Below are 22,720 nucleotides of genomic sequence, written 5' to 3' on the forward strand. Positions count from 1 at the left end.
TTATGTTCGATAAAGCTAGTTTGAAAGTTTATTTTATATGCGGCACACAAGACATACCTGAATCAAAATCGATAAAAGAAGTTGTAAAAGAAGCCTTAGAGTCAGGTATCACTATGTTTCAATATAGAGAAAAGGGTAATGGTTCTTTAACTGGGAATGATAAAGTTGAAATGGCACAACAATTATTAGAACTATGTCACTTTTATAATGTACCTTTTATTGTAAATGATGATGTAACATTAGCTGAAAATATAAACGCTGATGGAATTCATGTAGGGCAAAATGATATGAAAGTTACGGAGTTTGCACAAAAATTTAAAAATAAAATTATTGGTTTAAGCATTAGTGATGTTAATGAATACCAGCAATCTGATTTAACTTATGTTGATTATATCGGTGTTGGCCCCATGTATGCTACTAATTCTAAAAAAGATGCAAACTTACCAGTAGGTCCTGAAATGATACCTAAGTTAAGAAGCTATATTGAGGGTTTTCCAATCGTTGCAATAGGTGGAGTTACCGTTAATAATACCAAAGAAATAATCCAAGCTGGAGCAGATGGAGTATCAATCATTTCTGCAATTAGTAAAAGTGATAATATAAGTAAGACAGTGAGACAATTTTTACAAAATGTTGATTAAAGTATAAAAATTTCTTTTTTTGTTTTCTACTTCCCTCCTAATATGATAAAATAAATTCTATGTGAATATATCATTAGAGGTGGAAAAATGAAGAAGAAAGCGCTACTCCCTTTATTATTAGGTGTAATGGTCTTTTTGGCAGGCTGTGACTATTCAAAACCTGGAAATAGAGATGGATTTTTCTATAATACGTTCGTAGAGCCAATGGATAAAGTTATACATTGGTTAGGAACTAGTTTTAATAACGACTATGGTTTAGCTATCATAGTACTTGTATTGGCAATTCGTGTAGTATTATTGCCATTCATGTTATCAAACTATAAAAACAGTCACATGATGCGTGAGAAAATGAAGGTTGCAAAACCAGATATTGATGCTATTCAAGAAAAGGTTAAACGTTCACGTACGCAAGAAGAGAAGATGGCAGCAAACCAAGAAATGATGGAAGTTTATAAAAAATATGATATGAACCCTATGAAGAGCATGCTAGGTTGTTTACCAATCTTAATCCAAATGCCGATTATTATGGGATTATTCTTCGTATTAAAATACCCTTCGAGCGGTGGTTTCACTGAACACCCTAACTTCTTATGGTTTAATTTAGCGAAACCAGATATTTGGATTACAATTATTGCAGGTATTTTATACTTCTTACAAGCATACGTTTCAAGTAAGAGTATGCCAAATGAACAACGTCAAATGGGTTATATGATGATGGTCATTTCACCTATAATGATTGTGTGGATTTCATTGAGTTCTGCATCTGCGTTAGGTTTATATTGGTCAGTCAGTGCGGCATTCTTGATCGTACAAACACAAGTAGCGAATATGTATTATTCAAAACTTGCTAAAAAAGAAGTGGCACCAATGATTGAAGCAATGGAGAAAAATAAAGCAGAATCAACTGCTAAAGGTAAAAACACACAAGTAGTATCTAAGAAGAACAAAAAGAAATAAAATAAGCACCAAGAATTAAAATTATAGATTTAAAAAGAATCCCGAACTGATAATTAACTCAGCTCGGGATTCTTTTCGATTACTTAAAATTGATGATACAACTAGTAATACCATTCATTAAAAAATTGTTCAACAAATTGTTGCATGTATTTATGACGCTGTTGTGCGATTTGTTTTGCAGTTGTTGTGTGCATTAAATCTTTAAGTTTAAATAATTTTTCATAAAAATGTTTAATAGCAGAGGGCGACCATTCGCTATAAAAAGATGCATCGACTTCGTTAATATTCTTAGTATCATGTTCTAACCACATAGGTTCTTTAAAATGACCAGAAAATTGAAAAGTCCTAGCAATACCAATAGCACCAATTGCGTCTAATCTGTCAGCATCCCGTACAATTTGGCCTTCAATAGATAATGTTACATGGTTATTTTGGCCATTTTTATAACTGATATGTTCAATAATGTATAAGATATATTGTAGCTGTTCGGGAGCTAATTGTAAGTTTGTTAGAAAATCTTCCAAGTTTTGTAATGCTTTGTGAGTATTTGTAAGTTTTGTATCAACGGTGTCATGTAACAAGCTTGCTAGTTGGATTGTTAACAAATCACCTACTTGTTCTTGTTCTGAGATGTATGTTGCCATTTTAACAACACGATTAACGTGAGCAATGTCATGCCCTGTCGCATCATGTTTATGAAACTGAGTCATGTACTCATTTGCTTGATTAAGTATGTCTGTATGATTCAAAATAAAATCACCTCTAAAGTTGTATATTGATGAATAAATGTTGCTTTTAAAATAAAGGTCTAAGTAGTTTAGCTCATAAACGTTATCTTAGACCTCAAAGCATACTATAATATTGGAGATAATAATCTAGAAATGCCTTCTTTAAATTTAATCCATAAGCTCCGCTGTTCGTAAATTTCTTTAGTTAATCTATAAGATACTTCTAAATCCTTTTCGAAAGCAAATCTTAATTCTTTAGCTATATGCGTATCATAAATAAAGGCATTTATTTCAAAGTTCAACGTAAAGCTTCGATGGTCCATATTAGTAGTACCTACACTTGCAACTTCATCATCAATCACTAATGTTTTTGAATGTAAGAATCCATTATTATAATGGAATATATTTACACCCGCATCTAATAAAGAAGCAACGTTATTGTATGTCGCCCAATATACAAATGGATGATCAGGTTTATTTGGAATCATAATACTTACATCAACACCACCAAGTGCTGCAATTTTTATTGCGTCTAAAAATGATTGATCTGGAATAAAGTAAGGAGATTGAATATGGATAGATTGTTTTGCTGAAGCAATCATTTTTAAGTAACCATATTTAATTTGTTCCCAGGTTTCATCTGGGCCACTAGATGCTATTTGTACACCTATGGTACCTACTGAATCTACATCTGGGAAATAGCGGTCAGCATATTTTAGATTATCACGTGTAGCTTGTGAGTTCCAATCCAGCATGAAACGTAATTGTAAGGCGTTGACAGCATCGCCAACAATACGTAAGTGTGTGTCTCTCCAATAACCAAATTTTTTCTTCTTGCCTAAATATTCTTCACCCACGTTAAAACCGCCCACATAGCCAATGTGGCCATCAATAATAACAATTTTTCTATGGTTTCGATTATTCATTCTAAGGTTGATAAGTGGTAATTTAGAAGGGAAGAACGCTTCTACTTGGCCACCATTTTTTCTGAAAGATTTAAAATCTTTCAGTGAAAGACCTCTAGACCCCATATCATCATAAAGCATTTTAACTTCAACACCTTGTTCAAGCTTTTGCTCGAGTGCGTTCAGGATACGTTCTCCAAGCGAATCATTTCTAAAAATATAGTATTGAATATGGATATAGTCAGTTGCTTCATCTATATCTTTAAGAAGAGAATCAAATTTTTCTTTGCCATCAGTAAAAATTTTGATTTCATTATCTGTTGTTAAGAAAGCAGCATTATTATATAACAACATTTGAACCATATCTTTAAACTTCACTATTTGATGATTGCCTTTAGAAAAATCATCATTCTTTAAGGCTTCTAGTTGTTCACTTACAATCATTTCAATACCGATTTTATCATCTTCATCCAAGGAGAAGATGTGATCGCGCTGGATTTGTCTTCCAATAAATAGGTAAATAATAAAACCTAAGATGGGTATTAATACAAGGACTAAGAGCCAAGCCCATACCGAACCAGCTGATCTTCGTTCCATAAAAATAATTGTAAACGCAAAGATAAGGTTTAATATAAATGCAGTAATCAAAATAATGTTAATCACTACATTGGTATAATTGAGTGACATTGAAAATATTTCTATCATATTAAACCTCCAAAATACAATTAATTAATTTTTAACTAGTGAAATTCTTAATTATTGTAACATGTTCATACTGTTTTATCACTTGACTAATACCTATTAGGGGTATACGATATGGATGATATATGTAGGAGGTGTTGAGAAAGTGACAGAAATACAAAAAGCGCATCATTCAGACCAAATAAAATCAAATTTGAAATCGAGACTAAATAGAATTGAAGGACAAGTACGAGCGATCAACCGCATGATAGATGAAGATGTTTATTGTGATGACGTACTTACTCAAATTAGAGCGACACGTTCTGCGCTTAATAGTGTAGCAACTAAATTGTTAGACCATCATATGAAAAGTTGCATCATGGATAAAGTGGAAAAAGGTCAACAAGAGGAAGCGATGGAAGAACTGTTAGTAACTTTTCAAAAATTAATGAAGGATTAGATAGGGTGACAAAAATGCAATCAAAAGTAATTCATGTCTCAAGTATTAATTCAGAACAACAACAATATCAAGTAAAACAACAATTAATGAATATTATAGGTGTATACAATGTTGCTATAGATAGTGATAAAGGAGAAATACTTATTAATTTTGAAACACCTGCGAGTTTAAATAATTTAGAAAAAGAAATTTACGATCTAGGATATCAAATATTCTAATAAAGTGAATTATATTACAATTTGAGTTTAAATACCTACAGCATAGTTATAAAATGTAAAATAACGATATAAAACTAAAGTTTAAATGGAATTATACAATTAAAATTACAATTTTTTTGAAGTGATTAAAAAAAATTTAATATAATGTGGTATTTTTCATTCAAAAAGGGTAAGATATAGTAGAAGCTAGAGATATAGGGGTGATGATATGAATAAAGATAACGAAAAAATTCAAAACGTAGTTAAACTATTATCATCATTAGGGGTAAACATAAAGAAAACCAAATCACGATTAGAAGTTATGCATACTCTACCAACTACTGTGAAAACCGCTAACGAATTGAAATAGTCAAGTTACCCAATGAAGCGATTGGAGCCAATGGTTCTAGTCGCTTTTTTATTTTTCACTATATAAAACAAAATTACCTATAATTGATATTTATAATATTTAATCATAAAAGCGCCCCTAGAAGTTAGATTTTTGTCCAACTTTTAGGGGCTCAATATTGTTTAGCGCTAATTGTCATCTATACGGTAAGGTAGTTGAGTAAATTGATAGTTTGTAGTAGTTAACACGTGAGCATTACTTAGGGAAGTATTAAATGACCACTACTTCATAAAAACAATTTTTCAATAGTAATCTACCTCACCGTTCTGTTCGCTATAATTTTTAAATTATATAATTACATAGCATTGTATGGCGACAATATTAATGAAACCTAATTCTTTGATCTAGTTAATGATTTTGTTGTTGAATATTGTTTTGGTTGATGATAAGTAAACGATAATATAACACCGATTCCGCACATTAAACTCCATAACGAACTACCACCGTAACTGATAAACGGTAATGGAATACCTGTTATTGGTAATAACTGAATAGTCATGCCAATGTTTTGTAATACATGGAATAAAACAAGGGTTGCATACCCAATAATAAATAATTTACTGAAGGGTAATTCGAATTTCGTAGCAAGCCTAACTAAATGGAATATAAAGGCTAAGAAAACTAATATTAAAATAACAGAACCAATAAATCCAAATTCTTCACCGATAACAGAAAATATAAAGTCTGTATGATTTTCTGGAATATAAACTTCGCCATGATTAAAGCCTTTACCAAATAGTTGTCCTGAACCAATGGCTTTAAGTGATTCAGTTAAATGATAACCATCACCACTACTATATGTGTAAGGATCAAGCCAAGAATTAATACGCCCCATTTGATAAGTCTTGATACCAAAACTATTTTCAATTAGCGAAGGCTTGTAAATGATTGAAAGAATAATGCTTGATGCTAAGACGATTCCTGCAATAAATACAGGCGCTAATATCTTCCAAGAAATACCGCTTACGACAATAACTCCTACTATAATTGCACAAAGTACCAACGTAGTCCCTAAATCATTTTGTAATAATATAAGGCCCATTGGGATAACTGAAATGCCTGCAATTTTTAATAATAGTTTAAAATCAGTTTCTAATGATTTGTTAAAGGTAAATTGATTATGCCTAGAAACTAATTTTGCAAGTGCTAGTATGAGTACAATTTTCATAAATTCTGAAGGTTGTACACTAATTGGCCCTAATTTATACCAACTTTTAGCTCCATTAATAATAGGAGTGATAGGTGTTTCCGGAATAATAATGAGTATAAACAAAGCTGCACAAAGTAAAAAATATAACAAGTATGTATATTTCATTAATTTCTTAGGTGATACGAGCATTATTAAACATGCGATTAAACCACCCAACACGTAATATAAAATCTGTCGTATGCTAAAGTTGGCACTGTATTGGCCACCGCCCATAGCTGAATTAATAATCGTGACACTAATTATTGCTAATAATACGAGGATACCTATTAAAACCCAGTCAATCCGCCGTATCCAATGGTTATTTTTTAATTGACGTGAAATTCTCATTTCTTACCCCTTTAAACTACTTAGATTTCTCTAGATTTGTATTATATATAGATTTTACCGAACTTTAGCATATTTTGCTAGAATGAGGGTGCTTTATTTAGAAAATTATAATTATTATAATACTGCAAAACTTTAAAAATACACTCGAGATATCTTTGGAAAATAAATGCTTTTAATACTACTAAACAAATGCAAAAAATTATTAAATCGTGATATGATGTAGTTTAAGAATTGTATATGGAGGCTAAAATATGGCTAAAGAAAATGTATGTATCGTATACGGAGGAAAAAGTGCAGAACACGATGTTTCAATATTAACAGCACAGAATGTTTTGAACGCTATTGATAAAGCACAATATCAAGTGGACATTATTTACATAACAAATGATGGTGCATGGAAAAAGAAAGAAAATATCGTAGACACTATAAATGATATAGACACTTTGCGTTTAACAGAAGTTGAAGCGGGAGAAATTTCCCAGTTGCTTAACGTAGGTAGTACTGGAAATCCTTATAGTGCAGTTTTCCCTGTATTACATGGGCCAAATGGTGAGGATGGTACAATCCAAGGTTTGTTTGAAGTATTGGATATACCGTATGTAGGGAATGGCGTTTTAGCTGCCTCAAGCTCAATGGATAAATTAGTAATGAAACAACTTTTTGCACACAGAGGCTTACCTCAATTGCCATATGTGAGTTTTTTAAGAAGCGAGTATCATAAATATGAAGGTAATATCTTAAAATTGGTACATGATAAATTAGAATATCCAGTGTTTGTTAAACCAGCTAACTTAGGATCCAGTGTAGGGATTAGTAAATGTAATAATGAAGAAGAATTAAAAGTTGGTATTGAAGAAGCATTTCAGTTTGACCGTAAGTTAGTTATTGAACAAGGTATTGATGCTAGAGAAATTGAAGTTGCTGTATTGGGTAATGATTATCCTGAAACTACTTGGCCTGGAGAAGTCGTTAAAGACGTTGCGTTCTATGATTACAAATCAAAATATAAAGATGGAAAGATTAGATTAGAAATACCAGCTGATTTAGAAGAAGAAGTTCAAATGACTTTAAGAAATATGGCTGTCGAAGCATTTAAAGCAACTGATTGTTCTGGCTTATTACGTGCCGATTTCTTTGTTACTGAAGATAATCAAATTTTTATAAATGAGACTAATGCTATGCCAGGATTTACTGCGTTTAGTATGTATCCTAGTCTATGGGAAAATATGGGTGTATCTTATGCAGATTTAATTAAAAAATTAATTGAATTAGCTAAGGAAAAACACAATGATAAAAAACAAAATAAATACAAAATTGATTGAGGCGGATAAATTATGATTGAGGTAACATTAGAACAAATTCAAGAATGGATTCCTTGTGAAATTGATAATGAATATATGGATCAAGGTATACAAGGTGTTTCTATTGATTCACGCGATATTAAAAGCCAAAATTTATTTATTCCGTTTAAAGGCGAACACGTTGATGGTCATCAATATGTAGCACAAGCATTAAGAGATGGTGCAGGTGCTTCATTTTATCAAAAAGATACGCTTTTAGATGAAAATGTTGAAGGCCCGATTATATGGGTAGAAGATACATTAACAGCGCTACAACAACTTGCAAAAGCTTATTTAGAGTTTGTGAATCCTCAAGTTATTGCAGTTACAGGATCAAATGGTAAAACTACTACTAAAGATATGATTGAAAGTGTACTAAAACCACAATTTAAAGTTAAGAAGACACAAGGCAATTATAATAATGAAATTGGTATGCCATTAACAATTTTAGAATTGGATATAGATACTGAAATATCAATCCTTGAAATGGGTATGTCAGGTTTTCATGAAATTGAATTTTTATCAAATTTAGCAGAACCTGATATTGCTGTAATAACTAATATTGGTGAGTCACATATGCAAGATTTAGGTTCTAGAGAAGGTATTGCGAAAGCTAAATCTGAAATTACACTAGGTCTAAAACCAGGCGGTTTATTTATCTATGATGGTGATGAACCGTTATTAAAACCTTATATAAATCAATTATCTAATATAGATTTAATTAGTATAGGTAAACATTCAACTAATTCACTTGTGAGTCAAATTGAGTCTATTAATAATGATGGTATTTCATTTACCATTAACGAAGAAGAGCGATTTGAGCTTCCAATATTAGGTGAACATAATATGAAAAATGCTACGATTGCAATTGCAGTAGGCAAGAGGATGAATTTGAGTTATGATACAATTTTTAATAATTTACGTGAAGTTCAATTGACTGGTATGAGAATGCAGCAATATCACACTTCAGATAATTCATTAGTAATCAATGACGCTTATAATGCAAGTCCTACTAGTATGAAAGCGGCTATAGATACTTTGGCAGTGATGAATGGTAGAAAAATACTAGTATTAGGTGATGTATTGGAGTTAGGTCCTAACAGTCGAATCATGCATGAACAAGTTGGAGAATATTTAAATGGTAAAGACATAGATACCTTATTTACATTTGGTGAGGAGTCACAATATATAAGTAATGTAGGTAATCAGTATGTAAATCATATGGAGCATTTTGAGAATAAGCAAAAGTTTATTGAAACTATAAAAACATATGTACAATCAGAAGACAAAGTTTTAGTAAAAGGTTCAAGAGGCATGAAATTAGAAGAAGTCGTTGAATCATTAATTTAAGCTAGTTAATATTAAATAGTAGTTGTAATTATGAAGGTTAATCATATTATTAAAATTTCATTATCATATATGAGACATATCTAAATACATAAGGCCGAGGCATAAAATGTCTCGGTCTTATCTATGCTGGTAACACATAAGATTATTGTATATCGCTATATGCAGTCGATGTACAATGGGGAATTTTAATTCAATTATCCATTATTAAAATTTATTATAGTGAACTATTATAATATTCCAATGGTATAAAAAGTTTAAATATATATATTTAAACTAAAAGGTAGTTCCGCTTTCACAGTATAATAATCTGACAATTAACCGAATAAATAAATTAACAAAAAATTTTAAGAAGTTAAAACTCATGTTTTAAAATATAATTAAACGCTTACAACCTATGTTTTGCAAGGTTTATAGTGTCTACAGTGACAATCAATACATAGGATATAGCTTGTTTAATCAAATTTGGTTTATTGCGATTATATACTTGAGGTGGTACTATAAAGAAGTTGAAGAAACTTAAGTGAACATATATGTATAGAAATACAGATAAATAAAGGAGAATTATATTGCAAAATTTTAAAGAATTAGGGATCTCAGATAAGATGGCAGAAACCCTACAATCCATGGGGTTCAATGAGGCCACTCCTATACAAAAAGAGAGTATCCCTCTTGCCTTAGAAGGCAAAGATGTTCTTGGTCAAGCACAGACTGGTACAGGTAAAACAGGTGCATTTGGTATTCCATTAATTGAAAAAGTGGCAGACCAAGAAGGTGTTCAATCATTAATCCTTGCACCAACAAGAGAATTAGCAATGCAAGTTGCTGAATCGCTTAAATCGTTTTCTAAAGGACAAAATGTCCAAGTAGTTACAGTATTTGGCGGTATGCCAATTGATCGTCAAATCAAAGCGCTTAAAAAAGGACCACAAATCGTAGTAGGCACACCAGGCCGAGTGATTGATCACCTAAATCGTCGTACATTAAAAACAACTGATATTCATACGTTAATTTTAGATGAAGCGGATGAAATGATGAACATGGGCTTCATCGATGACATGAAATTTATTATGGATAAAATACCTGCTGAACAACGTCAAACTATGTTGTTCTCAGCAACTATGCCTAAAGCAATCCAAACATTAGTACAACAATTCATGAAATCACCTGTCATTGTTAAAACAATGAACAATGAAACTTCTGATCCACAAATCGAAGAATTTTACACTATTGTAAAAGAATTAGAAAAATTCGATACATTTACAAGCTTTTTAGATGTACACCAACCAGAATTAGCTATCGTATTCGGTCGTACAAAACGTCGTGTTGATGAGTTAACAAGTGCGTTAATTTCAAAAGGGTACAAAGCTGAAGGTTTACATGGTGATATTACACAAGCTAAACGTTTAGAAGTGTTAAAAAAATTCAAAAATGATCAACTAGACATTTTAGTTGCAACAGATGTTGCAGCAAGAGGATTAGATATTTCAGGCGTAAGCCATGTTTATAACTTCGATATCCCTCAAGATACTGAAAGTTATACACACAGAATTGGACGTACTGGTCGTGCTGGTAAAAAAGGTGTAGCGATTACATTTGTTAACCCAATTGAAATGGATTATATCCGTCAAATTGAACAAGCAAACAAACGTCAAATGACAGCTTTGAGACCACCTCATCGCAAAGAAGTGCTTAAAGCTCGTGAAAATGACATTAAAGGTAAAGTTCAAAACTGGATGTCTAGAGACAGTGAACCTAGACTACAACGTATTGCTACTGAGTTAATTGAAGAATATAATGATGTGAATTTAGTTGCTGCATTATTACAAGAGTTAGTTGAATCTAATGATGATGTTGATGTTCAATTAACATTTGAAAAACCATTATCTCGTGGCAAAGGTCGTCAAGGTAAAGGTGGACCAAAACGTGGTGGTGGAAATCACAAACGTGGCGGTGGCAAATTCGATAACAAAAATCGTCGTTCAGGTAAAGGCGGATTCAACAACAAGAAGAAAAATGATAGACCTTCTTCAGATAGAAACAACAATAAGAAATCATCAATGAAAGGTCGCACATTTGCTGACCATAAAAAATAAAAAATAATTTATCATATATGAAATTTAGGTTTAATCACCCCGATTATTTGGGGTGATTTTTTTGTATGTAAACATAAATTGTACGTTATTATTGAAATACAGTTTAATATATATATACGGCATAAGGGGAGTGAAGCTTGTAATAACCATATGTTATAATGAGTTGAAAACTCAATGGAGGAGTGTATATATGTCGAGCGAACAACTATTTAAGAAAAGTCCTAGTCAAGCATTAACTTACTATTATATAAGTGAAGGACTATCATTTATAGTTAATATGATTATAGCAATTGTCTTAATATTTTTATGGAGTCATTTCGATTGGTGGCATTTTATAATCTATTTAATTTGTGCATTTATTTTATTTAATATTATATATGCTGTCTTAAAACCTTGGATTACTTATCGGCATACTTATTTTTGTATTATGGAAAATTATATAGAAATTAAATTCGATTTCTTTTTTAAAACACAAAAAATTGTGAAACTTGAGCGTACTCAATTTACTGAACGAAAAAATAATCCAATCTTAAAGAAGCTAGGCTTGGCTAAAGTATCTTTAGTTACAGCAGGTCATAACGTGAGCTTCCCGTTAATATCGATTAAAGATTCAAAAGCTTTTGAATCTATGACACTCAGTTATTTGAGAGGAGCTGATTTTGATGTATAAACCACAAAAACTTCATCCTATTTCATATTTAACAGGTATTATTGAAGCAATTAAGCAAAATATCTTTTTAATCATTATATTTTTGGTGTTTAACATTAGAGACTTTGATTTCACTAATATTTATGCTTATATCTTTCCAGGTATAGTAAGTTTGTTTTTTATTATTTCTTTTATAACCCAAGTTCTAAAAGTTTATAATACGCGCTATTGGATAGAGAACGATCATTTTGTTTTAGCGACAGGTATATTTACAAAAGAAAGAAAAGAGATAAATATCCGTCGTATTCAAACGCTAGATACATCACAAGGTATCATCAATCAATTAGTTGGTGGTGTGAAATTACAAATCAAAACACCTAGTGATGGTGTTGATCTAGATACAGTTTCAAAATCACAAAGTGAAACGATACAACAAGCTTTGAGAGATAAACAAAAAGAATTAATCAATGGTAGTGAAGAAATACAAAGTGAGAAAGAAATTTTGATAGAAGATGAATATAGTACTGAAGTAACCAATCAGCCTTTACATTTATATAAGCTGAACTTTAAAGAATTGTTATTTATGGCACTGACTAGCGGTGCTATAGGTGTTGCGTTTGCTACTATATCACCAATTATAGGCGGCTTGTCGAATGTAATTCCTTGGGGTTGGTTAACAGATGAATTTGCACAAATATCACAGGCAATTTTCGTCATAGTGCTTATGATGGTTGCAATGATTGTGGCAATTAGTTATATAGTAGGAACGCTTATCGTTATCATACGTAATTTTAATTATACTGTGACACAAAACGGTAATCAGTTAAATATTAAATATGGTCTTTTTAATGTAAAAAGTATTACTGTTCCTACAGATAGGGTACAAGCAATTGTTGAAAAACAATCCTTTTTCAGAAAATTATTTGGCTATACATCAATCCACTTTGTAATTACTAGTGACATGAACGGTAATGATAAAGATGATGTATCGTTAGATGGCAATGTTATGATTCTACCATTTATTAAACGTGATAAAGGCTATGCGATTATTAAAGATTTAATTCCTAGTATGTCATTTGATAAGCCAGAACAAGGTATGCCTTGGCGTGGTTTCCATAGACATTTTTGGAGAGAGTCTATTGTTCTAATAATTGTTGCTGCTATCATAAATTATTTTTGGCAGCCATGGGTCTTTTTAATCACTGGAATAATAATACTTTTATTAATCATACATAGTTATCTTATTGTTAAGTATTCCGGCTTGAAAGTACGAAATGATGAACTCGTAGTACGTAATGTAACTCTATTTGGATTTAGAAACTCATATTTTAAGCATAATAAAATATTGGGGATGGAGATAAGGCGCAATCCGTTTCTTATTAAAAGTAATTTAGGTAATTTTAATTTTATTATTGCAAAAGCTGCGGGAAATGAAGCAGTAGGTCTTGATTTTAATCCGCAGCAGCACGTACAAATGCTTAGGAATTGGTATTTGAGAGGTGAAAACGATGGAGAACTATAATAATATGCATGAATCAGGAAAAACTGTCATGCGTCTCTCTGCAATTATTACTGTTTTGATTTTTTTAATAGTATTAACTATATTTAGCGTGGTCAACCGTGTATGGATTGAATGGATTGATAAAGAACATATGAAATGGGTTTTGATTATTGGAGTATGTATAGCGTTTATATACTTAATTTTAAATGCTATATTCGTTCCTATCTATAGATATAAAATTTTTAAATATAGTATAGATGATCACGTAGTTACAGTTAGGAATGGTTTGTGGTTTGTATCAGTAATGAAGGTTCCATTGTTTAGAATACAAAATGTAGATACCCATGAAGGGATTTTAATGAGAAAATACAAATTAGCAAATCTAACATTATCAACTGCCGGTGGTAATATAAATATTAAATTTATTAATAAAACAACTGCGACAAAGTTGAAACAACAAATTAAATACGTTAATAACGATAAAAATCAGTCAGACTAAATGGTAATTATGTATTTATAAGTAAGAGAAAAAAGTTATATAAAAATGAGGAGAAGCGCTATGATACATGGTATTGGTGTTGATTTGATTGAGATTGATAGAATAAAGAAACTATATCAAAAGCAAGATAAACTTGTGGGACGTATCTTATCAGCGAATGAACAATATAAATTTAACAGTTTCCAAAATGAACAACGTAAAATAGAATTTCTAGCTGGACGCTTTGCATGTAAAGAAGCATTTAGTAAAGCATTAGGTACAGGTATTGGTAAAAAGATCGCTTTTAATGATATAGATTGCTTCAATGATGATAATGGAAAACCTTGCGTCAATTACAGTGGCTTTAATGTGCATGTCAGTATTACGCATACAGAGCACTATGCGATGAGCCAAGTTATTTTAGAAGCTGATGAAATTTTTTAGAATTTACAGTATGTTTGATTTGGCTATCGTATCGTGAGTGTTATAAAATTAATTTAATGTAAAAAATGTATATCATATAAGCATATAGGAGGTATAAATTTAATGTCTGATAAGTACTATAGATCGTCATACTTGAATGTGGATTTAAATGCGATTGTTTCTAATTTTCAAGTCTTTCGAAAATTACATCCAAATAAAACAGTTATGCCAGTAGTTAAAGCAAATGGTTATGGTTTAGGAAGTGTACCAATTGCTAGACAACTTATGGAAAATGGTGCGGAATTTTTTGCAGTGGCGACACTTGATGAAGCTATTGAGTTACGAATGCATGGTATAGATGCGAAAATACTCGTATTAGGTGTAATACCTTCATATAATATTAGTAAAGCTATTCAACATCGTGTTGCAATTACAGTACCTTCAAAGGCTTGGTTAACTGATGCAATTCAAGAAATTCCAGAAACAAATGAAAAAGATATTTGGTTACATATTAAATTAGACACTGGTATGGGTAGATTAGGTATGAAGGACGTTGATGAATACAAAGAAGTTATATCGCTTATTCAAACACAAGAACATTTGATTTTTGAAGGTGTGTTCACACATTTTGCATGTGCAGATGAAGCTGGTGAATCAATGAATCAGCAACAATCTTTATTTGAAGAAATAGTTGATCAAGCTGATAAACCGAATTATATACATTCTCAAAATTCAGCAGGTGCATTAATGAAAGATACACAGTTTTGTAATGCAGTTAGAGTCGGCATCTCATTATATGGTTATTATCCCTCTCAATATGTCAAAACGAATGTTAAAGTACATTTAAAACCTAGTGCGCAGTGGATTAGTGAGATTGTTCAAACAAAAATATTACAAGCGGGAGAATCAGTAAGCTATGGTAGTGTATATACAGCTGATGTACCAACAAGAATAGGTATTATTCCAGTGGGATATGCAGATGGTTTTCCAAGAATGATGAAAGGCTTTAGCGTTAATGTGAATGGTATTCAATGTGAAATCATTGGAAAAGTATGTATGGATCAGATAATTATAAAAATTCCTGAGGATATACAAGCAGGAGATAAAGTCATTATTATGGACCATCATAGTGATAATCCACAATCTGCTGAAGCGTTGGCACACCAACAAAAAACAATCAATTACGAAGTTTTATGTAGGTTAAGTAGGAGATTACCAAGGATTTATCATGAGTTTAAAGGCTTAGAAATTCGAAATGAATTGCTAAAATAGTATAGTCACTGTGTGTAAAATTTGTTATTATATATCTAACAACAAATCTCGATATATTCTATTTTAGTCACCTGGAGGTCTTTATTCATGGCAAGTTTTAATCAAAGTAGAAATCATAGTATTGAACAACTATTAAAAGAAGGCTATTCTCAAATGGCTGACTTAAATCTCTCCCTTGCAGCAGAAGCCTTTCCATTTGAATGTGAAGCTTGTGATTGCAATGAAGTTTACATTAGCTCCAAGAATAATAATGAATGATGAGAAGAGGAGACGTTTATTTAGCTGATTTATCACCAGTACAAGGGTCTGAACAAGGGGGAATTAGACCCGTCGTTATTATACAAAACGATACTGGGAATAAATATAGTCCTACAGTAATTGTAGCCGCAATTACTGGTAGGATTAATAAAGCTAAAATACCTACACATGTAGAGATAGAGAAAAGTAAATATAAACTTGATAAAGATTCTGTTATATTGTTAGAACAAATCAGGACTTTAGACAAAAATAGGCTAAAGGAAAAATTAACATACCTTTCTGAGAAAAAAATGAAAGAAGTTAACATTGCTATTGATATAAGTTTAGGATTACATAATATTAGGAATCATAAATCCTAATTTTCAAGGGGTTACTTAATAAGTAAATATAATAGTAAATGACGGGCATCGATTTGCTATAACATGTAACAACCATTTAATTGTTGAGTTAATTAAGTTTGCTGAATTTTGATTTTTATTATAGTGGTTGGATACCTTTGCATAAGATGTCTAAGTGAGAAGCTTTAGGGTGTCCTAAAGCTTTTTTAAATATTAAAGTTAAGGCTATTCTAAATAATAATTTAGCTTATAGACATATTAAAGCAATGCTTAACACTTAAATACCCCGTTAAAAACATACATAAAGAACATATATATGTTACATCCAATGTATGCGATTTATATTTGCATTTTGAGGAGGATATACCGCGTGGAAGAATTCAAAAATCAATATAAAGCGCTAATTGATAAGAGCTTATATACTAATGATTCAACCGGATTATTAAACGAGTGTAAGCGTTTTACTGAAGAGGTGATAAAAAAGGATTTATTACCTGAAGATATAGTGCAAATACATAAAGAGTACATAAAGAGTCATAGTTTAGATGAATCCCAAATTTTAAAAACATTTAATGTATTGAAAGAAATTGTTAAAGGATTTGGTTATAGCTACAGGGACTATAAACAATTAGTAGATCGCTTACAATATCACGATAAAGAGATTGATTTAGCATCACGTTTACAACAGACTATGTTGAAAACAGATATACCTCAATTTGACAGTATACAAATCGGTGTGATTTCTGTTGCAGCTCAAAAAGTAAGTGGTGATTACTTTAATCTTATTGATCATAAAGACGGAACGATGAGTTTTGCAGTAGCAGATGTCATTGGGAAAGGTATCCCAGCTGCATTAGCAATGAGTATGATAAAGTTTGGTATGGACTCATATGGACATTCTCAGTTACCAAGTGATGGTCTGAAAAGACTGAATCGTGTGGTAGAAAAAAATGTTAACCAAAATATGTTTGTAACTATGTTTTATGGACTATATGAAGAACTGAACCACTTATTATATTGTAGTTCAGCTGGCCATGAACCAGGCTATGTATATCGTGCAGAAACTGAGGTCTTTGAAGAAATCACTGTACGCGGACGAGTCTTAGGTGTAAGTCAACAAACACGCTATAAGCAGCAAGAAATTCCAATCTATTTAGATGACTTAGTAATTATATTTACTGATGGGGTGACAGAAGTTAGAAACGAAGCTGGAGACTTTTTAGATAAACATCATCTGTTAGATATGATTCATAAATATAAGCACATGCATCCTCAGGATATAGTGCAGCTTTTATATGAGGCGATTTTAAAGATACAGAATCCAGAAAAAAGAGATGACTTAACAATATTAATAATAAAAAGAGTGAATTAGTTTTTGATATTTTAGATTTAAAATTTAACTTTAAGGGTATAAAAGTTATTAATGAGACTATAATTAGGAGTGTAATGTTATGAACCTTAATATTGAAACTGTGACTCATGATACTCATTATGAGGTGAAAGTTGGCGGGGAACTGGATGTTTATACAGTTCCTGAGTTAGAAGAAGTCTTAGTTCCAATGAGACAAGAAGGAACACATGATATATATGTATACTTAGAAAATGTTAGTTATATGGATTCAACTGGCTTAGGTTTATTTGTAGGCACGTTAAAAGCGCTAAACCAGAATGATAAGGAATTATATATTCTAGGTGTTTCAGATCGGATAAATCGACTATTTGATATTACAGGATTAAAAGATTTGATGCATGTTAATGAAGGAACGGAGGTCGAATAACATGCAACATAAACAGGATTATATTGAAATGCGTTTGCCAGCCTCAGCAGAATATGTAAGTTTAATACGATTGACATTATCAGGCGTGTTTTCACGTGCAGGTGCTTCATATGATGATATAGAAGATGCCAAAATTGCAGTTAGTGAAGCAGTTACTAATGCAGTGAAACATGCGTATAAAGATGACCCCAATGATGTAGGAATGATAAACCTTTGTTTTGAAATTTTTGATGACAAGATAAAAATTGTGATTTCTGATCAAGGAGAAAGTTTTGATTATGAAGAAACTAAAGCACAATTAGGACCTTATAAAGAAAACGAAAACATTGATTTCTTAAGAGAAGGAGGTTTAGGTCTGTTTTTAATTGAATCATTAATGGATGAAGTTACGGTTGATAAAAAATCAGGAGTAACAATCAGCATGATAAAGTATATTAAAAAAGAGCAGGTGCGAAATAATGGCGAGAGAGTCGAAATCAGTTAATGATGTATCACCTGAACAAATTAACCAATGGATTACAGAGCATCAAAAAAATGAAAATTCTGATGCTCAAGATAAACTTGTAAAGCACTATAGAAAGTTAATCGAATCGTTGGCATATAAATATTCTAAAGGTCAATCTCATCATGAAGACCTCGTTCAGGTCGGTATGGTTGGTTTAATCGGTGCAATTAACCGGTTTGATTTATCCTTTGATAGAAAGTTCGAAGCCTTTTTAGTACCAACTGTAATTGGTGAGATAAAACGTTATTTACGTGATAAAACATGGAGTGTTCATGTACCTAGAAGAATTAAAGAAATCGGACCACGTATCAAGAAAGTAACAGATGAATTAACAAATGAACTTGAACGTTCACCTTCTATTGCAGAAATTGCTGACAGACTTGAAGTAAATGAAGAAGATGTATTAGAAGCAATGGAAATGGGTCAAAGCTATAATGCGTTAAGTGTTGATCATTCTATTGAAGCAGATAAAGATGGTTCTACAGTCACATTATTAGATATAATGGGGCAACAAGATGATAATTATGATTTAACAGAAAAAAGGATGATATTAGAAAAAATATTGCCTATTTTAACGGAAAGAGAAAGACAAATTATTCAATGCACATTTATCGAAGGTTTGAGTCAAAAAGAAACAGGAGAAAGAATTGGTCTGAGCCAAATGCATGTTTCAAGATTACAAAGAACTGCGATTAAAAAACTTCAAGAAGCTGCGAATAAATAATTATTAAAACCAAAAGGCAGGATCTCTAAACATAGAGTACTGCCTTTTTTATTTGTAGTTATACATTTAAAATAATGTATTAATCAAATATGTTAAAATGTATAAGATAGACAAGAATAAATACATAATTGAGAGTGGAGGATTCTATGGATAGTAATTTAATACAATCTATAAGGAATAAATATAATTTTACGACTAAACAAATCAATGCAGTGTTAGCTTTATTGGAAGATAAAAACACTGTACCTTTTATTGCTCGTTATAGAAAAGAACAAACTGGTGGTTTAGACGAAGTTGAAATTAAACAAATTGATGATGAATACCAATATATGGTTAATCTACAAAAAAGAAAAGAAGAAGTTATACATAATATAGAAGAGCAAGGTTTATTAACGACAGATCTAAAAAAAGATATTTTGAAACAGACTAAACTTCAACGTGTTGAAGATTTATATAGACCATTTAAACAGAAAAAGAAAACAAGAGCTACAGAAGCAAAAAGAAAAGGATTAGAACCATTCGCACAATGGTTAAAACAATCAACGATAGATACGTCGATCGAATCAAAAGCACAAAAATTTATTACAGTAGAGGTTCCAGGTGTAGAAGATGCAATTAAAGGCGCACAAGATATTATTGCAGAGTTAGTGTCAGATGAACCTAAATATAGAAGCAAGATTTTAAAAGACACATTTCAACATGCTAATATTGTGACTCAAAAGAAAAAGAATGCTGAAGATGAGAAAGAAATATTCTCGATGTATTATGATTATGCTGAACCAGTCAAAAAGATTGCGAACCATCGTGTATTAGCTGTAAATCGTGGGGAGAAAGAAAAAGTACTAAGCGTAAAAATAGAAATGGATACGCAAGGCATTGAAAACTTTATTTGCAAAAATGAAATAAAAGATAAGCATGAAGGCACTTATATAATTGAAGATGCTATAAAAGATAGTTTAAAACGTTTAATCATGCCTTCTATTGAAAGAGAACTAAGAGGAGATTTAACTGAGAAGGCTGAAAATCATGCCATAGACGTGTTTAGTGAAAATTTAAGAAATTTATTATTACAGCCTCCAATGAAAGGTAAACAAATATTGGGTGTAGACCCAGCTTTTAGAACTGGGTGTAAACTTGCAGTAATCAATCCATTTGGGACTTTTGTTGCTAAAGGTGTTATGTACCCACACCCGCCAATTAATAAAAAAGAAGATGCTGAAAAAACATTTGTACAATTTGTACAATCGTATGATGTTGAATTAATCGCTATAGGGAATGGGACAGCAAGCAGAGAAACGGAACAATTTGTTGCAACAATGATTCAAAAACACAAACTAGATGTACAGTTTATTATTGTAAATGAAGCAGGTGCATCTGTGTATTCTGCATCAGAAGTGGCAAGAAGTGAGTTTCCTGAATTTCAGGTTGAAGAACGAAGTGCAGTTTCAATAGGTAGAAGAGTACAAGATCCACTAAGTGAACTTGTTAAAATAGATCCGAAATCTATTGGTGTTGGACAGTATCAGCATGATGTAAATCAAAAAGCTTTGGAAGGTGCGTTAACATTTGTAGTTGAAACGGCAGTTAACCAAGTAGGAGTTGATGTTAATACTGCTTCTCGTTCATTACTACAATATGTTTCTGGGCTGACGCCAACTATTGCCCAAAATATAATAGATTATAGAGAAGAAAATGGTGCAATAACTCATAATAAAGATATCGCTAAAGTAAAACGATTAGGCGCAAAAACATTTGAGCAAAGCATTGGTTTTATGAGAATAGTGGATGGTAAAGAACCATTAGACAATACATCAATTCACCCTGAGAGTTATGATGTTACTTATCAATTGTTAAAAGAGATTGGGATGACTTCAAATGATCTGGGTTCCGAACAGCTTAAGTTAGCATTAAATCATGTGAATATTGAATTAACTGCAGAAAAGCTTAATGTTGGACAACCAACATTAGAAGATATAATAAAATCATTAATTGCACCAAATAGAGACCCTAGGGATGAATTTGAAACTCCGATATTAAAATCAGATGTGCTTTCTATTGAAGATTTATCTAAAAATATGAAACTTCATGGAACGGTCAGAAATGTCGTGGACTTTGGAGCGTTTGTAGACATAGGTGTAAAACAAGATGGTTTAGTACATGTATCCAAATTGTCTAAAAAATTTGTTAAAAACCCAATGGATATTGTAAGTGTGGGAGATATTGTAGACGTATGGATTTTAGATATAGATGAGAAAAAAGGAAAAGTATCATTGACGATGATAGATCCTAATGGATAATAATGATTTACAACATTTAACAGAAGAAATATCAGCAACGTATTTTGACCGAAGATTTGAACATAAAGTGTATTTTAATAAAAGATTAAAATACACTGGTGGACGCTATCTATTAAATTCACATAATATAGAAATAAATGAAAAGCAATTTATAAAATATGGTGAATCTGCAATTATTGATATTATTAAACATGAATTATGTCACTATCATTTACACATTCAGGGTAAAGGTTATAAACATAAAGACTCAGATTTTAAATGTTTAAGTAAACAGACAGGGGCACCAAGATTTTGTACACCATTAGAAAATTATGAAGAACGAGCGAATTATATATATAAATGTAAGAAATGTGAAATTGAGTTTCTAAGAATAAGAAAAGTAAATACAAATAAAATGGTCTGTGGCAAATGTAGAGGTAAATTAATTCAAGTAGAAAATTAGATTATTAAGGTGAGAGAATGGGTCTGGGACATAAATAGATGTCTCAGGCTCGTTTTCAATTTGGCAGTAGGTGACTGAATTGAAAATACGATTATATCAAGCTTTTTTCAATCCTAGTCACCTTTCCGAGGTGGGACTACGAAATCTATATTAGAAAGTTTGATTTCTGTCCCACTCCCATTTTGTATGTAAAAGACACTTAAAACACTGTTAACGAAAGAAATAAATGAGTATTTTAACAATATATTAGAATTATAATGAATAAGGTTGTGATTTTACTCATTTTAGTTTTAGTTTTATATTGACGTTAGGATTTATATGTTATAAGATAATAAACGTTGAAAAAATAATAACTACTTCTGTTAAGGAAACATTAATTTCATTAAATTGAATTTAAAAAGTTGTTGACAAAATGTTAAATGTATATTACAATAGTATACGTTACTTAATAGAGATGAAAGAAAAACCGTTTTGCTAAGCGGCCGTGGCGGAACGGCAGACGCGCTAGGTTGAGGGCCTAGTGGGAGTATTCCCGTGGAGGTTCAAATCCTCTCGGCCGCATCAAATACCTTAATTTAATAAGCGGGTGTAGTTTAATGGCAAAACCTCAGCCTTCCAAGCTGATGTTGTGGGTTCGATTCCCATCACCCGCTCCATATAGAAATTTTAATGAACATTGAAAACTGAATTGCAATATGTCAACGTTAATTCCGAACACAACATTAAATTGTTGGTTCAAAACAAGTGTTAGAGATAA

Annotated in this window: 24 protein-coding genes and 2 tRNA genes; 23 read left to right on the forward strand and 3 right to left on the reverse strand. The window is 31.5% G+C overall.

The window, feature by feature from the left end:
* Positions 1–2 precede the first annotated feature (2 nt).
* Together thiE and yidC are read left to right on the forward strand one after the other, a co-directional pair.
* Positions 3–641 carry a thiamine phosphate synthase gene (gene thiE, locus ACSUE0_RS12595; protein WP_119614010.1) on the forward strand — a complete coding sequence of 213 codons (639 nt, stop codon included), beginning with the start codon at positions 3–5 and terminating at the stop codon, positions 639–641.
* A gap of 87 nt (positions 642–728) precedes the next feature.
* Positions 729–1,598, forward strand: a complete 870-nt coding sequence (gene yidC / locus ACSUE0_RS12600; RefSeq protein WP_119614009.1) for a membrane protein insertase YidC — start codon at positions 729–731, stop codon at positions 1,596–1,598.
* A 101-nt stretch (positions 1,599–1,699) separates the two neighbouring features.
* Here the strand turns inward: yidC and ACSUE0_RS12605 are convergent, their stop codons facing one another.
* Together ACSUE0_RS12605 and cls are read right to left on the reverse strand one after the other, a co-directional pair.
* Positions 1,700–2,347, reverse strand: coding sequence for an HD domain-containing protein (locus ACSUE0_RS12605; RefSeq protein ID WP_436957601.1), 648 nt, complete (start codon positions 2,345–2,347; stop codon positions 1,700–1,702).
* Between the two features lie 104 nt (positions 2,348–2,451).
* Entirely contained in the window at positions 2,452–3,936 is a 1,485-nt protein-coding gene (gene cls, locus ACSUE0_RS12610; RefSeq protein WP_119614007.1) for a cardiolipin synthase, read from the reverse strand.
* Positions 3,937–4,078: 142 nt separating this feature from the next.
* On the opposite strand from cls, the gene csoR reads away from it, so the two are divergent.
* From csoR to ACSUE0_RS12625, 3 genes are all read left to right on the forward strand, one after another.
* On the forward strand, positions 4,079–4,372 hold the full coding sequence (gene csoR / locus ACSUE0_RS12615) for a copper-sensing transcriptional repressor CsoR (protein WP_107530630.1): 294 nt from the start codon (positions 4,079–4,081) through the stop codon (positions 4,370–4,372).
* Positions 4,373–4,386: 14 nt separating this feature from the next.
* On the forward strand, positions 4,387–4,590 hold the full coding sequence (gene csoZ, locus ACSUE0_RS12620; protein WP_119614006.1) for a putative copper chaperone CsoZ: 204 nt from the start codon (positions 4,387–4,389) through the stop codon (positions 4,588–4,590).
* Positions 4,591–4,798: 208 nt separating this feature from the next.
* Positions 4,799–4,939 carry an Lmo0850 family protein gene (locus ACSUE0_RS12625; protein ID WP_017722111.1) on the forward strand — a complete coding sequence of 47 codons (141 nt, stop codon included), beginning with the start codon at positions 4,799–4,801 and terminating at the stop codon, positions 4,937–4,939.
* A gap of 370 nt (positions 4,940–5,309) precedes the next feature.
* On the opposite strand, the gene ACSUE0_RS12630 is transcribed toward ACSUE0_RS12625, so the two are convergent.
* Entirely contained in the window at positions 5,310–6,515 is a 1,206-nt protein-coding gene (locus ACSUE0_RS12630; protein WP_119614005.1) for an FtsW/RodA/SpoVE family cell cycle protein, read from the reverse strand.
* 251 nt (positions 6,516–6,766) lie between these two features.
* Here ACSUE0_RS12630 and ACSUE0_RS12635 point away from each other — a divergent pair, with 251 nt between their 5' ends.
* The 18 genes from ACSUE0_RS12635 to ACSUE0_RS12720 all read left to right on the forward strand — a co-directional run bounded on the left by ACSUE0_RS12635 (position 6,767) and on the right by ACSUE0_RS12720 (position 22,619).
* Positions 6,767–7,837, forward strand: coding sequence for a D-alanine--D-alanine ligase (locus tag ACSUE0_RS12635; RefSeq protein WP_436957604.1), 1,071 nt, complete (start codon positions 6,767–6,769; stop codon positions 7,835–7,837).
* Between the two features lie 12 nt (positions 7,838–7,849).
* Positions 7,850–9,205, forward strand: a complete 1,356-nt coding sequence (locus ACSUE0_RS12640) for a UDP-N-acetylmuramoyl-tripeptide--D-alanyl-D-alanine ligase (RefSeq protein WP_436957606.1) — start codon at positions 7,850–7,852, stop codon at positions 9,203–9,205.
* Between the two features lie 566 nt (positions 9,206–9,771).
* The gene (gene cshA / locus ACSUE0_RS12645; RefSeq protein ID WP_107555878.1) at positions 9,772–11,298 is read left to right on the forward strand and encodes a degradosome RNA helicase CshA; all 1,527 of its coding nucleotides are present in this window, start codon (positions 9,772–9,774) and stop codon (positions 11,296–11,298) included.
* A gap of 190 nt (positions 11,299–11,488) precedes the next feature.
* Positions 11,489–11,968 (forward strand): PH domain-containing protein, encoded by a 480-nt coding sequence (locus ACSUE0_RS12650; RefSeq protein ID WP_119614001.1) that lies wholly within the window; start codon positions 11,489–11,491, stop codon positions 11,966–11,968.
* Positions 11,961–13,469, forward strand: a complete 1,509-nt coding sequence (locus ACSUE0_RS12655; protein WP_436957609.1) for a PH domain-containing protein — start codon at positions 11,961–11,963, stop codon at positions 13,467–13,469. The genes ACSUE0_RS12650 and ACSUE0_RS12655 overlap by 8 nt, the downstream gene beginning before the upstream one ends.
* On the forward strand, positions 13,456–13,947 hold the full coding sequence (locus ACSUE0_RS12660) for a PH domain-containing protein (protein ID WP_119613999.1): 492 nt from the start codon (positions 13,456–13,458) through the stop codon (positions 13,945–13,947). The genes ACSUE0_RS12655 and ACSUE0_RS12660 overlap by 14 nt, the downstream gene beginning before the upstream one ends.
* A 60-nt stretch (positions 13,948–14,007) precedes the next feature.
* Positions 14,008–14,370: a holo-ACP synthase gene (acpS, locus tag ACSUE0_RS12665; RefSeq protein WP_119613998.1), complete on the forward strand. Its 363-nt coding sequence runs from the start codon at positions 14,008–14,010 to the stop codon at positions 14,368–14,370.
* Positions 14,371–14,472: 102 nt separating this feature from the next.
* On the forward strand, positions 14,473–15,621 hold the full coding sequence (alr, locus tag ACSUE0_RS12670) for an alanine racemase (RefSeq protein ID WP_119613997.1): 1,149 nt from the start codon (positions 14,473–14,475) through the stop codon (positions 15,619–15,621).
* 87 nt (positions 15,622–15,708) lie between these two features.
* A complete protein-coding gene (mazE, locus tag ACSUE0_RS12675) occupies positions 15,709–15,879 on the forward strand; it encodes a type II toxin-antitoxin system antitoxin MazE (RefSeq protein WP_017722121.1) in 171 nt (56 codons plus the stop codon).
* Positions 15,876–16,238, forward strand: coding sequence for a type II toxin-antitoxin system PemK/MazF family toxin (locus tag ACSUE0_RS12680; RefSeq protein ID WP_047172098.1), 363 nt, complete (start codon positions 15,876–15,878; stop codon positions 16,236–16,238). The genes mazE and ACSUE0_RS12680 overlap by 4 nt, the downstream gene beginning before the upstream one ends.
* A 349-nt stretch (positions 16,239–16,587) precedes the next feature.
* Positions 16,588–17,589, forward strand: coding sequence for a SpoIIE family protein phosphatase (locus tag ACSUE0_RS12685; protein ID WP_119613996.1), 1,002 nt, complete (start codon positions 16,588–16,590; stop codon positions 17,587–17,589).
* A gap of 79 nt (positions 17,590–17,668) precedes the next feature.
* Positions 17,669–17,995, forward strand: a complete 327-nt coding sequence (locus tag ACSUE0_RS12690) for an anti-sigma factor antagonist (RefSeq protein ID WP_017722124.1) — start codon at positions 17,669–17,671, stop codon at positions 17,993–17,995.
* Between the two features lies 1 nt (position 17,996).
* On the forward strand, positions 17,997–18,479 hold the full coding sequence (gene rsbW, locus ACSUE0_RS12695; protein WP_017722125.1) for an anti-sigma B factor RsbW: 483 nt from the start codon (positions 17,997–17,999) through the stop codon (positions 18,477–18,479).
* Positions 18,454–19,224, forward strand: coding sequence for an RNA polymerase sigma factor SigB (gene sigB / locus ACSUE0_RS12700; RefSeq protein WP_436957613.1), 771 nt, complete (start codon positions 18,454–18,456; stop codon positions 19,222–19,224). Before rsbW ends, sigB begins: the two co-directional genes overlap by 26 nt.
* Before the next feature lie 146 nt (positions 19,225–19,370).
* Complete coding sequence (locus tag ACSUE0_RS12705; protein ID WP_436957615.1) at positions 19,371–21,521, forward strand: Tex family protein; 2,151 nt, start codon at positions 19,371–19,373, stop codon at positions 21,519–21,521.
* On the forward strand, positions 21,514–21,963 hold the full coding sequence (locus tag ACSUE0_RS12710; RefSeq protein WP_436957617.1) for a SprT family protein: 450 nt from the start codon (positions 21,514–21,516) through the stop codon (positions 21,961–21,963). Before ACSUE0_RS12705 ends, ACSUE0_RS12710 begins: the two co-directional genes overlap by 8 nt.
* Before the next feature lie 478 nt (positions 21,964–22,441).
* Positions 22,442–22,524: transfer RNA gene (locus ACSUE0_RS12715), tRNA-Leu, on the forward strand.
* A gap of 21 nt (positions 22,525–22,545) precedes the next feature.
* Positions 22,546–22,619, forward strand: a tRNA-Gly gene (locus ACSUE0_RS12720).
* Positions 22,620–22,720 lie beyond the last annotated feature (101 nt).

Origin of the sequence: Staphylococcus sp. AS1337, from assembly GCF_051408735.1 — a bacterium.
Lineage (GTDB): Bacteria > Bacillota > Bacilli > Staphylococcales > Staphylococcaceae > Staphylococcus > Staphylococcus xylosus_B.

What these genes read in the sequence shown, in the direction of transcription:
- thiE (WP_119614010.1), top strand. Translation starts at nt 3, where the DNA reads ATGTTCGATAAAGCTAGTTTGAAAGTTTATTTTATATGCGGCACACAA.
- yidC (WP_119614009.1), top strand. Translation starts at nt 729, where the DNA reads ATGAAGAAGAAAGCGCTACTCCCTTTATTATTAGGTGTAATGGTCTTT.
- cls (WP_119614007.1), bottom strand. Translation starts at nt 3,936, where the DNA reads ATGATAGAAATATTTTCAATGTCACTCAATTATACCAATGTAGTGATT.
- csoZ (WP_119614006.1), top strand. Translation starts at nt 4,387, where the DNA reads ATGCAATCAAAAGTAATTCATGTCTCAAGTATTAATTCAGAACAACAA.
- ACSUE0_RS12625 (WP_017722111.1), top strand. Translation starts at nt 4,799, where the DNA reads ATGAATAAAGATAACGAAAAAATTCAAAACGTAGTTAAACTATTATCA.
- ACSUE0_RS12630 (WP_119614005.1), bottom strand. Translation starts at nt 6,515, where the DNA reads ATGAGAATTTCACGTCAATTAAAAAATAACCATTGGATACGGCGGATT.
- ACSUE0_RS12635 (WP_436957604.1), top strand. Translation starts at nt 6,767, where the DNA reads ATGGCTAAAGAAAATGTATGTATCGTATACGGAGGAAAAAGTGCAGAA.
- ACSUE0_RS12640 (WP_436957606.1), top strand. Translation starts at nt 7,850, where the DNA reads ATGATTGAGGTAACATTAGAACAAATTCAAGAATGGATTCCTTGTGAA.
- ACSUE0_RS12650 (WP_119614001.1), top strand. Translation starts at nt 11,489, where the DNA reads ATGTCGAGCGAACAACTATTTAAGAAAAGTCCTAGTCAAGCATTAACT.
- ACSUE0_RS12655 (WP_436957609.1), top strand. Translation starts at nt 11,961, where the DNA reads ATGTATAAACCACAAAAACTTCATCCTATTTCATATTTAACAGGTATT.
- ACSUE0_RS12660 (WP_119613999.1), top strand. Translation starts at nt 13,456, where the DNA reads ATGGAGAACTATAATAATATGCATGAATCAGGAAAAACTGTCATGCGT.
- acpS (WP_119613998.1), top strand. Translation starts at nt 14,008, where the DNA reads ATGATACATGGTATTGGTGTTGATTTGATTGAGATTGATAGAATAAAG.
- alr (WP_119613997.1), top strand. Translation starts at nt 14,473, where the DNA reads ATGTCTGATAAGTACTATAGATCGTCATACTTGAATGTGGATTTAAAT.
- mazE (WP_017722121.1), top strand. Translation starts at nt 15,709, where the DNA reads ATGGCAAGTTTTAATCAAAGTAGAAATCATAGTATTGAACAACTATTA.
- ACSUE0_RS12680 (WP_047172098.1), top strand. Translation starts at nt 15,876, where the DNA reads ATGATGAGAAGAGGAGACGTTTATTTAGCTGATTTATCACCAGTACAA.
- ACSUE0_RS12690 (WP_017722124.1), top strand. Translation starts at nt 17,669, where the DNA reads ATGAACCTTAATATTGAAACTGTGACTCATGATACTCATTATGAGGTG.
- rsbW (WP_017722125.1), top strand. Translation starts at nt 17,997, where the DNA reads ATGCAACATAAACAGGATTATATTGAAATGCGTTTGCCAGCCTCAGCA.
- sigB (WP_436957613.1), top strand. Translation starts at nt 18,454, where the DNA reads ATGGCGAGAGAGTCGAAATCAGTTAATGATGTATCACCTGAACAAATT.
- ACSUE0_RS12705 (WP_436957615.1), top strand. Translation starts at nt 19,371, where the DNA reads ATGGATAGTAATTTAATACAATCTATAAGGAATAAATATAATTTTACG.
- ACSUE0_RS12710 (WP_436957617.1), top strand. Translation starts at nt 21,514, where the DNA reads ATGGATAATAATGATTTACAACATTTAACAGAAGAAATATCAGCAACG.